Below are 13,773 nucleotides of genomic sequence, written 5' to 3'. Positions count from 1 at the left end.
ATTTTTTTAGTTAATTATCTAGATTTTCCAGAATAGAATTTAGTTCGCTATCGCTCAGTTCCACTAAAGAAAAATCGCTGACGCTATAAGAATCAGAGCTACAGTTGACGCTTTCTAAATAAAAACCAAGGCGGTCGAGATAATTTAGCGCTAGGTCCTCGATAGTTTCAGAGCGATATATATTATGACTATAGTACCAATTCACTTGTAGAGATTCATTTTGAATGAAAGCATTAACAGCTAAAAGATGGGGCAGTTCTTGTCTTGCAAACATCCCCGCGACCGTGGGAGCATTGCTGAGTTGAAAAAATTTACTATTCTTTTGTGTACTATCTATTTGTCCGAGATAATTAAAACTTATTTGAGCTTTTTGTCCGCAAAGTTTTTCTCTGACGCTCGGATCTGAAGACAAATAACGCAGCATACCGTAACTTTGACCGGAATGGGGAATAGCTCGCATTTGTTCTTTGACTTGTTTGAGCAATTGCTCTTGGTTAGTGTTTTTTGTCCCTCGCAAGAGAACGGGATAAAGGGAGGTAAACCAACCTACAGTTCTAGATAAATCAAGTTTGCTGCCAAGATCCTCGCGACCGTGACTTTCTAAATCTATTAACAAATTATCGCAACCGTTCCATTGGGTTATGGTAACAAGGAGGCTAGCAAGGAGGATCTCTTGTATAGTGGCACGATAATTAGTAGTTGCCTCCGTTAGTAAAGCTCGGGTGCGATTGCCCGACATTTGTACCGATGCAATAGCCAGGCTATCTACTGTATTCTTTCCCCGAATTTGACGATCAACTGGCAGAGTACTATGAGAATGGGAGATTTGCTCTTGCCAAAATGAAATATCTGCTGCAATTTCTGGTGAATTAGCCAGTTTTTCTAGGCTGGTTGTCCACTGTCGGTAAGAAGAAGTACGAGGAGGTAAAGAAACAGGTTCACCCAGTAAGGCTGACTTGTAAGCTCGCTCGAAATCTTCCCCCAGAATGCGCCAGGAGACAACATCTACAATTAAGTGGTGGGCAAGTAGATAAAGTACGTTGCCATATTCTTGCAGGTTTTTGGCATAAAGAAGCCGTAGTAAAGGAGGACGATCCAGACTAAAAAGTGTTTGTTCTTCTGCTACAGTCTTTTCGAGTAACTCGGCTTGCCTATCAAACGGACAAAGAGCGAAGTCCTCAACCCGCAAAGGAGGTTTTGCCGCAGGGACGGAGTAAGATTGTTGCCATACCTTCCCATTCCAGACAAACTGCAATCTGAAGATATCGTGATGGGCGATCGCATTTGCTAAAGCTACTTGCAATGCAGCTAGATCGAGCGGCTCTTTCGCTTCTAGGGCTAGGGGTTGGTTCCAGTGATGGGGATGGGGTAAGTTGCGCTCGAAAAACCAACGTTGAATTGGCGCGAGGGGAACTTTACCCGTTACGGGTTCGGATATTACTACTTGCTTACTCAGGGAGCGAGCAACCTCTGCCAGTCTGCTGAGGGTCTTAGTCTCAAAAATATCTCTGGGGTCGATCTCTAATCCGGCTTCGCGAGCGTGAGAAACAATTTGCAAACTAATAATTGAGTCGCCGCCAATCTCAAAAAAGTTGTCTTCTGGATGCACTGCTTCTTTTCCAAGCACTTCAGCCCAGATTTGTGCCAGGATCTGCTCTGTTTGGCTGTTAAATGTTGCTGGTTTAACGGCGGGCAGTTCGGGGCACTTCAGTGCCTTCCGGTCTATCTTGCCGTTGGGAGTTAGGGGCCATTCCTCGACAAATACTACCGTGCTAGGCACCATATACGAGGGCAAAATTTCAGATAAATGGGTTAAGACTTTGGAAGTGGTAGTCTCTACTCGAGGGAGAGCATATGCTACTAATTGGGGTTTTCCGGGTAAGTCTTCTCGCAGAAGTACGACCGCACTATCTACTTTTTCGTAACCTAGCAAAGCTGCTTCAATTTCTCTTAGCTCTATGCGATGTCCGCGCAATTTGACCAGATTGTCCTGGCGACCCAAAAAGCGAATGTTGCCAAAGTGATCGCTAACGCCCATATCTCCAGTGCAGTAAAGACGCTCTCCAGCTTCTGTAGAGAAAGGATGGGGAATAAAAGCAGCTGCGGTTAAATCTGGTCGGTTCCAGTAGCCTCGAGCTAAGGCAATTCCGCCAATATATATTTGCCCGGGAACTCCAACAGTCACTGGTTCTAAATTAGAGTCGAGCAAGTACATTTCAACGTTAAATATCGCTCTGCCAATACTGGGTTCTCCGACTAAATCGCTACAATCGACAAGACTGGCACAAACTGTTGCTTCTGTAGGCCCGTAAGCGTTAAAGATGCGGCAATCCTTTTCCTTGCTCCAACGCTCCAGTAAGTTCCCTGAAGCAGCTTCGCCAGCTATGATCGTGGTTTTTAACTCTGGTAAATCCTCTGGCTTAATGGCAGCTAGCAGGGATGGTGGGAGGGTAATATGCGTGATTTTCCAGGCGGTTAAGGCTTGCCATAGTGCCGGACTAGGCGATCGGTAGGCTTTGTTTTTCATATATAGGGTTGCTCCCGCACCCAAAGCCATGAAAATCTCCGAAATTGCCGCATCGAAACTTACCGAAGCGAATTGGTAAATTCGACTTGCTGCGGTTACCTCAAAAGCCTCAGTTTGCGATCGCACTAGATTTTGAACCCCTGCATGAGTAACCATCACTCCTTTGGGTTTTCCTGTGGAACCGGAAGTATAAATTAGATAAGCAAGATGAGAAGCAAAAATTGGTAAGTTGAGGCGAGTTACTTGTCTATTCCAGTCAATTTCGGCTAAATTAATCACTTTGTCTGCATCTACTTGGAAAAACCCCTTGGTTTCTCGATCGCTTATAAATAGTTCTACTTGACAATCTTGTGAGATCCATTTCAACCGTTCTGGGGGATAGTTGGGATCTAGGGGCAAAAATGCTGCTCCAGCTTTTAGAACTCCCAACATCCCGACAATAAAATTAATTGACGAATTTAGATACAATCCCACCACCGATTCGTAGCTAATTCCTCGCTCTCGCAATTGGGAAGCTAGTAGGTTAGCGCGTTGTTCCAATTCTTTGTAAGTAATAGATTCATCCTCAAACACCAGTGCTGTAGCATCTGGATTAAGCTCAACACGCTCTTCAAAAATTTGATGGGCTCCTTGAAAATCTCCCCAACCAATCTTCGGTCCGTTTCCTAGGGCGATCGCTTCCTGTTTCTCTGTCGTTGATAACAGCTCGATGACACCCAGATGAGAGTGGGGATTTTCAGCCAGTTGCAACAGTAGATGCTTCAATCTTTGCAGCATGGTTTTGGCTGCTGCTGCAGATAAGAATTTGGTTTCATAATTCAGTCTCAAAACCAACCCATTATCTGGAAGAAAAGCGATAGTTAATGGGTAATTGGTTCTCTCGTAAAACTGAATATTGTCTACTTGCAAATCATCACCTTGGGTTTTTAAAGACTGATCTATAGGGTAATTTTCAAAGACTAAAATACTTTCAAATAGAGGTTCCCCAGCCGGAAATCCAATGGTCTGATGGATATGTGTCAATTTGCTATGTTCATATTCGCGCATCTGCAAATGGCGCTGTTGAATCTCTTGCAACCAATCAGTAACAGTCAGTGTGGGGTTAAAGCGCACTCGCAGGGGTAAAGTATTAATAAATAGACCCACCATATTCTCAATATCACCCAATTCCGGCGGGCGTCCAGAAACGGTGACACCAAACAATACATCTTCTCCTGCACCATATTTGTGTAAAATCAGCGCCCAGGCTCCTTGAGCTAAAGTATTCAGGGTCAATCGCTGTTTTTGCACCATCTTTTGCAAGCTAGCAAATTCTTTCTCACTCAGATGTAAATCTGCTTTATCATAGGGGCGTTGATTTTCTATTACCTCTGCATCTTTAAGGAAACTAGATAATAAACGTGTTGGTTTATCAATACCTGCGAGGTTTTCCCGCCAGAATTGTTGTGTTTGCTGCTCATCTTGGGATACTAGCCACTGGATGTAATGACGGTAAGGGGTAACAGGAGCTAGGGAGGGGGAAACTCCTTGGAGTATGGATTGGTAGATAATCAGGACTTCTTTAAACAGGATTGGTAAAGACCATCCGTCCACAAGTATATGGTGATGGTTCCATACCCACTGCCAAGTGTTATCATCTAAGCGCATAATGGCAAAACTCATTAAAGGCGCTTGGTCTAACACAAATCCCTGCTTGCGTGTGGTGGTGAGATATCGGTTTAGTTCATCTTCTTGCAACTGGGGGGATAAATCACGCCAATCATATTCAATAATCCCAAACTCAACAGATTTGTTGACAATTTGCACGGCTTGTTTTTGACCAGACCACACAAAAGCACTGCGAAGTACGGGATGTCGTTCCACAAGAGTTTGCCAAGCTAGATTAAAAGCAGCAACATCTTTTAATCCAGTGATTCTTCCTATACCTTGTTCAAAATACACTCCATCTTCTGAGGAATACACTGTATGAAACAGCATTCCCTCTTGCATGGGGGAAAGAGGATAAATGTCTTCCAAATTCGGAAACTTGGCTTCTAGGTGAGAGAGGGAAGATTGCTCGATATGAATCAGGGGAAAATCTGAGGGTGTATATCCTCCTACACCAGGTTCTGTACAATGTGCAAGAATTGCTAGCAGATTTTGTTGAAAGCCTTGTGTCCACTTATTAATAGTTTCTTGACGATGTAAATGAGAACTGTACAACCAATTAACCTGGAGTTTCCCATTAACTACAATGGCAATAATGTCAAGTAAATGGGGACGTAAACCGTTGGGGTCATGTAAAAGTCCAGTATCTTCATTCTGAAGTAAGCGAAATAAATCATTTCCTTGCCAATTGTCCCCGCGCACCTGACCGAGATAGTTACAGCTAATATCCCCAACACAGGCAAGAGTTAATTCATCAGTAGTTTCTCTATTTTGCAAATATCTTAAAAGACCGTACCCCAATCCTCGTCTGGGTACAGCACGCATTTGTTCTTTTACCCTGGTGAGCAAAGTTTGATGATCGTTGCACAATGAGAGGTCAAGGCGCAAAGGATAAAGTGCTGTAAACCAACCGAGGGTATGAGATAGCTGCACATCATTGGTTAGTTCTTCTCTTCCGTGAGCTTCCATCATCACCTGGATAACTTCGTTTCCAGCCCAATTGGAAATTGTCTGACTCAAAGCCGCAACCAGCAACTCTTCCGGAGAGGTACGGTAAGCTTTGTGGGCTTGGGTAAGAAAATTATTGGTATCTGCTTCTGTAAACTCTAGCGCTATAGTTTTCACAGAAGACTCTAAATTACTGCTGCGATCGCCAAAATCTAATGGGAGTTGGAACTGGGTATCCTTAATCATCGCCAACCAAAACTTTTGTTCTTGCTGGATAGATCGGGAGTGAGTAAAAGATTGGAGAAAATTACTCCAATGTTGAAAAGAACTTGTGGGTAGTGTCAGAGATTTGCCCTTAATTGCATCCCCTAAATCTTCCAGGAGGATGCGCCAAGAAACACCATCAATAATCAGGTGATGAATCACAATCAACAGCCGATGGGGGCGTTTTCCTCCCAATTGAAACAGAATTGCACCTGCTAATGGTCCTTGACTCAAATCTAGGGATTGTTGCAGGCGATCCCAATGTGACTGCATCGTTATATTCTGTTCTTGCTGGCTCTGAGCGCTTAAATCAATGCTTTCCCAGGCAAAACTCCAGTCATTTTCAGTATAAAATTGTCGCCAGCCATCAGCTTGTTGCTGGAACCGTAACCGAAAAATATCATGATGCAAGGAAACTGTTTTGATGGCTTTTTGGATGACTTGCACATCCAGGGATTGATTCACCTCTAAAAGCACTGCTTGATTCCAATGGTTGGGGTTGGGAATGTTAAGGTCAAAAAACCATTTTTGAATGGGAACCAGAGAAGTTTCACCGCCAACTTTTTCAGAAATAGACGCAATAGATTCTAATCTTTTCACCACTAAAGCGAGTTCTTTGACACGCTGTTCTGCGAATATATCTTTTACTTTCATTTCCCAGCCTTGACGGCGCATTTCTGTAACCACCTGCAGAGCTAGAATTGAGTCGCCCCCCAATTCAAAGTAATTATCTTCAACCCCTACAGCATCAATACCTAGAACTTTCTGCCAAACTTGACAAATTATTTTTTCTGCTGCTGATTGTGGGAGTACCAGGATACCTTTAGCAACACCATGACTCCAATCCGGTGTCGGTAGTGCTTTACGATCGACTTTACCCTGAGCGGTTAAAGGCATTTCATCGAGAAACACAAAAGCCGCTGGAATCATGTAGTCTGGCAACGATTCTTTTAAACTAGCTCGTAAGTCGCTAGATTCAGGGGGAGCACCGTTAGGAACAACATAGCCAACCAGACGTTTATCATCTTCGTTTTGCGAGTAGGCGATCGCTACAGCTTCCGAGACTTGGGGAATCGCTGCTAGTGCTGCTTCTATTTCTCCCAGTTCAATCCGGAAACCCCGTACTTTCACCTGTTGGTCGCTGCGTCCCAGATACTCTAAGTCACCATTTCTTAAACGCCTAGCTAAATCACCAGTACGATAAAGTCTAGCTCCAGGTTTCTCACTAAAAGGGTGAGGGACAAAACGTTGTGCTGTTATCTGCGGCTGGTTAAGGTAGTTTCTAGATACCCCTATACCGCCAACATACATTTCTCCTGGAACTCCCAATGGTACTGGTTCGAATTGTTCGTCCAGTATATATAGGGATAAATCGGGAATCGGGGTTCCAATCACACTCCCGCAATTTTCTGCAATATCTTTTAGCTCAATGGGGCGATAGGTAACGTGTACGGTAGTTTCTGTAATCCCATACATATTAATCAGGCGCGGGGACTGATCGCCATAGCTTTCAATCCAAGGACGTAAGCTTTGTAACTCTAAGGCTTCTCCACCAAAAATCACTGCGCGCAAGGCTAATTGATCGCCTGCTTCTTTTTCAACGCGAATTAATTGGCGAAAAGCAGAAGGTGTTTGGTTGAGTACTGTTACATTGTTGGAACACAGCAATTCGTAGAAGCTTTGAGGATCTCGACTTATGCAGTAGGGGACAATTACAAGCCGTCCGCCAAAAAATAAGGCTCCCCAGATTTCCCAGACAGAAAAGTCAAAAGCAATGGAGTGGAAATTAGTCCAGACATCATTTGCATTGAAGTGATACCAAAATTTAGTGGCTGCAAATAAACGAACCACATTTTTATGCTCAACTAAAACTCCCTTTGGTCGTCCAGTAGAACCAGAAGTGTAGATCGTATAAGCCAAATTATCTGAACATATCCCAACATCAAGATTCTCCTGACTGTGTTGCTCAATCGTCTCCCCATCTGTATCTAAACAAACCACTTGTGCGTGCTTTTGTGGCAAAGATTCGAGTAAAGACTGCTGAGTTAACAACACCTCAACACCCGAATCCGCCAACATATAATTCAACCTTTCTTGGGGATAATTGGGGTCAAGTGGTACATATGCACCCCCAGCCTTAAGTATCCCCAATAGTCCTACTACCATCTCAATAGAACGTTCTACACAAATACCCACCAGCACCTCTGGTCCGACTGCCAAACCTTGCAGGTGATGTGCTAGTTGGTTGGCTCTTTGATTTAATTGCCGATAAGTTAACTGCTCCTTCTCAAACACCACTGCTATAGCATCTGGTGTGTTCTCTACCTGCTGCTCAAACAACTGATGAATACATTTATCAGTTGGATATTCCTTTGCAGTATCATTCCACTCGGTTAACAACTGGTGACGTTCGGCTGCAATCAACAGGGGTAATTCACTTACCTTTTGTTGGGGATTTTCTACAATCGCTGACAACAAGTTCTGGAAATGACCGGCCATCTGTTCAATAGTTGACCCATCAAATAAGTCAGTGTTGTACTCCCATTGACCCACCAATCGCTGGTCAGTTTCGGCGATCAATAGTGTTAGATCGAACTTGGCAGTTGTGTTTTCTATATCTAACTTACTCAAAGTCACACTAGGCAATTCTACTTTACCAATGGGTGCATTTTGCAACACAAACATCACCTGGAACAAGGGAGAATGACTTAAATAACGTTGTGGTTGTAATGCTTCTACTACTTTTTCAAAAGGCACATCCTGATGTTCGTAGGCTTTTAGTGTGGTTTTCCTAACTTGTGCAAGTAGGCTCTCAAAACTAGGATTATCTTCAAAATGGGTTCTCAACACCAAGGTATTTACAAAAAAGCCGATCGACGACTCAATTTCAGTGCGGTTGCGATTGGCAATCGGAGAACCAATTAAAATATCTGATTGACCACTGTAACGATATAGTAAAGTGGCAAATGCCGCTTGCAGGGTCATAAATAGGGTACTATTCGACTTACGAGACAGGGTTTGCAACTTCTGGGTTAGATCGGTATTTAAAGTAAAACTTTGAGTAGCACCTCGGTAAGTTTGTACGCTTGGACGAGGGCGATCGGTAGGTAATTGTAAGAATTCTGGCGCACCTGCTAAATGCTCTTGCCAATAATTGAGTTCAGTTTCTAGGACTAAGCCACTCAACCATTGTCTTTGCCAAACTGCAAAGTCTGCATACTGAATAGGTAATTCTGGTAAGGGTGATGGTTCTCCTGCACAAAAAGCTTGATATAAACTAGATACTTCTTGGATTAATACTCCAATTGACCAAGCATCAGAGATAATGTGGTGCATTGTTAGTAACAATACATATTCTGTGGCATCTAACTGCAACAAACTACACCTGATGAATGGTGCTATTTCTAAGTCAAAGGGGGTAATTGCTTCTTGTTGTACTAACTGCTGTAGTAAAGTTTGGCGTTCTTTTTCTGAGTGTTGTTGTAAGTTCACCACATTTATGTTTGTGGTGGCTTCTGGGTGAATTACCTGTATTGGTGTGCCATTCACAGTTTGGAAGCTAGTGCGTAGTACTTCGTGGCGGCGTACTATTTCTGATAATGCTTGTTGCAGGACTTGTAAGTTGAGATTACCCTGCAGAAGAAATGCCCCAGAGGTTTTGTAGAAGGGATTATTGGTTTCTAATTGATCCAAAAACCATAACCGTTGTTGGGCAAAAGACAAGGGAACTGAGTCATGATTGCTCCTTTTGGGGATTTCCTCGTATTGCGGAGTATTAAGATATTTATTATTTTTCTTATTTTTAAGTTTTAGTTCTAGTAAAGCCCGCTTTTCTGGTGAAAGACTAGCAATTTTTTGGTTAATACTGTTCATACCTAATAACTATTAATTCTCTGTACAGGACAAAAAGTTGCAAGTAAAACGGAAAAGGCATTTCATAGGAATAACTATAAGCTAAAAAAAGTTGTTAATAGTAAAGGCTATTAACAACCTCGACCTTCACCTATTAGTTCTGTACTAATAACTGGTTTTCTTGGGCTAGTATCCGTTGTGCGTCTTCATCTGATAGTTCTTCCAATTCAACTAACAAGTCGGCAATATCTTCATCCTCTGCATCCTGAAGTTGTAATTGAGTTATAGCCTCAGCTAATCCCGCTACAGTTGGTGATTCAAAGATTTGTGGTATGGATAGTTCAACAGAGAATGTTTGCCTTAAACGAGAAGTGACCTGGGTTGCCAGTAGAGAATGTCCTCCCAATTCAAAAAAGTTGTCGTGGATACTTACATTTTGTACACCTAGAACAGCAGCAAATATATTGGCTATTATTTCTTCATTTTGCGTGCGTGGCGCTATGTATTCCTTGACTCGCGTAATTTTACCATCAGGTGCAGGTAAGGCTTTTATGTCTATTTTGCCGTTGGGTGTTAGGGGTAAAGCGTCTAAGATGACAAAACTACTGGGCACCATGTATTCTGGTAGCTTTAAAAAGATGAATTCACGTATTTCTGTGGGGGTAACTGTCCGATCTATAGTAACTATATAAGCAACTAGGCGTTTGTCACCAGAAGTATCTTCTGTGGCAATAACTACAGCTTGTTGAACTTGAGGGTGGGTATTGACGACAGCTTCGATTTCTCCCAGTTCGATGCGGAAGCCACGAATCTTTACCTGGTGGTCTATGCGACCAAGAAACTCAATATTACCGTCAGGCAAATATCTAGCCAAATCTCCAGTTTTATATAACTTTGAATTATGGAAGGGATTGGGGATGAATTTTTCTTGGGTTAGTTCTGGATGATTAAGGTATCCTCTGGCCAAGCAATCACCTCCAATGTGTAATTCTCCACAAAACCCAATAGGTAATGGTTGGAGCTGTTTATCTAAGATGTATATTTGGGTGTTGGCGATCGGGCGACCGATGGGTAATATAGGGGAACTCAGAGGCAGGGAGTTTTGCTCCAGAGCATAGGTGAGTACCCCTACAGTAGCTTCTGTAGGTCCGTAATGGTTAATAATATTACAATTATGAGATTGAACTTGGATTGTCTCTATCCAATCTGAACTAGATGCTTCACCACCAAGGATAAGTGTTTTACTCGGCAGAACGGATGCAGCGGAATCTAATGATGCTTGTAGAGATGCTAAATGCGAGGGGACGATTTTGAGATAGCCAATATCATAACGGCTAAAATACTCGCTCAGAGCATTTGGGTCAAAGACTTTTTCTTGAGAAATTACGTGAAGACAACCACCTGTCAATAAACAAGGAAATATTACAGTGTTGCCCAGGTCTGCACTAATTGTAGACACCAAAGCAAAGTTACTCCTGGGCTCAATATTTATCGTTGCAATAATACTACAAACATAGTTTACAAGTGATTTGTGTTCAATAGCAACACCCTTAGGTTGTCCAGTAGAACCAGAAGTGTAGATCGCATAAGCCAAATTATCTGACTTCACCAATGCTTGAAGATTATCCCCACACTTTTGTTCAATCACCCCCCAGTCATCATCCAGACAAACTACCGTTACCTGGGATTCTGGTAGAGTTGCAAGTAACGACTGTTGCGTCAATAACACATCAACACCAGAATCAGCCAACATATAACTCAACCGTTCTTGGGGATAATTGGGATCGAGGGGTACGTATGCACTGCCAGACTTTAAAATTCCTAACAATCCCACCACCATCTCAAGAGAGCGTTGCAGGCAAATCCCCACCAATCCATCCGACCCGACTCCCAAGCTTTGCAGATGAGCTGCTAGTTGGTTGGCTCTTTGATTCAATTGATGGTAAGTCAATTGCTGGTTCTCAAACACTACTGCTATAGTATCTGGTGTTTTTTCTACCTGCTCTTCAAATAACTGATGGATACACTTATCTTTGGGGTAATCGCAACTCGTAGCATTAAATTGGAGCAAAATTTCCTCTCGCTCAACGTCGCTGAGAATTCCTATTTTTTCAATAACCGTATCAGGACAATTCAAAATACTGGATAATAAGGTTTCAAACTGTCCGGCTAGGCATTGAATATAATCTTCATCAAATAACTTGGAATCGTAATATAGCTGTGCAACCAAATTGTCCTGATTTAAAGTCAAACTGAGTTTGACTTTAAATTTGTCGAAACATATGTCATGTTTAACGATGGAAAAGTAAATATTATCGGCAATATGATTGTCTAGTTTATTGAAGTCAAAAGCGAAGGGAATAAAAGCAGTATTGATATAACTTTTGTTTTCATCAACGATTAACTCCCATCCAAAACGTTCTTGCCAGAAATAAACATTATCTAATTCTAACTGTATCTGCTTAAGAATATCCTCAAACAATAAGCCTTCTTGCAAATTAGATATGAGTGGTACGTATCTCGCTAACAACCCAACAGAATCTTGCAATTCTTCAAACTTTCGATTTTCACAACCAACTCCAACAACTACTTTTGATTGTTGAGTTATACGCCACAGAAGTAATTGCCAACAAGCCAGGAAAAACGTATCAATTTTAACTTTCTTTTTTTGAAGAAATTCTGAAATTTGCTCTACTTGAATATGGCTAATAGTAAACTTCAAATAACGAGGTTCAAATCCAATTTTCCGAGAAAATTGTTTTTCAAAAGGCAGTTTTATACTTAAATAATCAATAATATTATGCTTGCTCCAGTAACCTTTCGCAAGAACTAGTTCTTCATCTCCATCATCAAGTAATTGATTTTGCCACTCGGATATATCTGCGTACTGCAACACTTCGTCAAGAATTTCTTCCCCTTTTAAGTGAGCGCTATAATAACTGCTAATTTTTAGTACTAAATTATCAAGTCCCTTAATATCAACATATAGGGCAGGCAGGTTGAGCACTAATAGTGATTCTTCCTCAGAAAGAGTCACCAATACAGCATGAAAAAGTAAGTTCTGGGAAAAATCAAGGGGAATTTGCCTATATTCTCTCAACAAAAACTCTAGTTGAGTCAATTGTACTTCTAATTCTATTCCCGTGTAATCGTACTCAGTAAAATTAAAAGTAGCATCAGGAGAGATAACCTGTAATGGTAAAGTCATTCCAGACACGCGATTGAAAGTAGTGCGGAGAATCTCATGATTCACTATTGCTTGTTCAATCGCAGCTTTTAAAGCATTTGACTCGATTTTGCCCTTGATTTGTACAGCACACTGGGCACGATACGGAAGATTTGGTGAAGAGTCTTGCAGTTTCCAAAGGTGTTTTTGTTGGGATGATAATTCAAAGCCTTCAATCATTGTCATAGTTTTTTATCCTCTGCTATGAAAAAACCTGTGTTATGAAAAAATGTTTTCGCTACTAATCATTTCCCCCATTGCCACTACAATTTTGCGCGAACCAACATAAGGATTACGTCCATGCGCATTCAGCATATTGTCAAGCATTAATATGTCTCCTTGCTGCCAAGGGAAACATACTTTAGCTTCTTGATAAATTGAGCTAATTTCCGCCATTACTGAATCTTCAATCGGAGAGCCATCACCGTAATAGACATTACGCGGCAGATTCTCTTCTTTAAGCATTGACAATAAGGATTCGCGAACTGCTGCTTCCAGGCTTGAGACATGGTGCAACTGCAGCTGGTTAAAAAATAGTTGCTCACCAGTCTTCGGATGCCGAACAACTGCTGGTCGAACCTGGCGCGTTCTCAGACCATTATCTGAGAACCATTCGCAGTCGATTCTCGCCTGACGACAATAGTGTTCCACCATAACTTTGTTACTAGTATTAAAAAAGTCTTGCCAGCTTACGTCTAAACCTACGTAGTTGCGGACATACATTAACTGCTTTTGCTCGAATCTTTCTCGCAGTTTTGAGTCAAGCAGTTTAAATACTTCTCTACAGTCAACAATTGGTGTTTCTCCTCCTTCTTGGGCTGGTTTTACGCAGAAGAACAAGATTTTCTGCGGCCAACAGTGCATATGCGAACTTTCATTATGAAATAAGATAGCTTGGTTTTGAGGGTAGGGAGTAGAACCGTAAACTTTACCGGAAACTCCTTCCCGAGGCAAATCGCCATACTCACCAAATAATGTTGGACAAGCCGCCTCAGCAAAACCTTCAAAATCAACCGCAGAATTGACTTTGAAATTACGGAACAGGATGGCTCCATAGTGCAGCAGCTTGGCTTCTATAAAGTCTCGGTTACTCTTAGCCCATTGGGCAATATCTAGTCCATCAATTACGGGTTGAACAACAAGAGGCATTGCGTGTTGGGGGGAAATAAAGTCGGTTTCAACTAATTTCTCTGAAGATAAACCCACAGCCCGACGCTTGGAATTTTTTAATTGAGGCAACCCGGATGCTTTTAGTTGTGAATTTTGTTCTTTCATTGTTCGAGTTGAGTTTTTCTACATGAGACATATC

General features: G+C 42.0%; 3 protein-coding genes. All 3 read right to left on the bottom strand.

Annotation, left to right across the window (positions count from 1 at the left end; genetic code table 11):
- Positions 1 to 10: 10 nt before the first annotated feature.
- A complete protein-coding gene (locus tag CDG79_RS13775; protein ID WP_094342616.1) occupies positions 11 to 9,259 on the bottom strand; it encodes a non-ribosomal peptide synthetase in 9,249 nt (3,082 codons plus the stop codon).
- Between the two features lie 133 nt (positions 9,260 to 9,392).
- Positions 9,393 to 12,650, bottom strand: coding sequence for a non-ribosomal peptide synthetase (locus tag CDG79_RS13770; RefSeq protein ID WP_094342615.1), 3,258 nt, complete (start codon positions 12,648 to 12,650; stop codon positions 9,393 to 9,395).
- Positions 12,651 to 12,683: 33 nt separating this feature from the next.
- Entirely contained in the window at positions 12,684 to 13,739 is a 1,056-nt protein-coding gene (locus CDG79_RS13765) for a TauD/TfdA family dioxygenase (protein ID WP_094342614.1), read from the bottom strand.
- Positions 13,740 to 13,773 lie beyond the last annotated feature (34 nt).

The sequence above is a fragment of the Nostoc sp. 'Peltigera membranacea cyanobiont' 232 genome, from assembly GCF_002245985.1.
Lineage (GTDB): Bacteria > Cyanobacteriota > Cyanobacteriia > Cyanobacteriales > Nostocaceae > Nostoc.
The sequence above is the reverse complement of the archived record's forward strand: the minus strand, read 5'-3'. Positions and strand labels throughout refer to the sequence as shown.

Excerpts from the sequence above, each read along its gene's own strand:
- CDG79_RS13775 (WP_094342616.1), bottom strand. The coding sequence starts at position 9,259 with ATGAACAGTATTAACCAAAAAATTGCTAGTCTTTCACCAGAAAAGCGG.
- CDG79_RS13770 (WP_094342615.1), bottom strand. The coding sequence starts at position 12,650 with ATGACAATGATTGAAGGCTTTGAATTATCATCCCAACAAAAACACCTT.
- CDG79_RS13765 (WP_094342614.1), bottom strand. The coding sequence starts at position 13,739 with ATGAAAGAACAAAATTCACAACTAAAAGCATCCGGGTTGCCTCAATTA.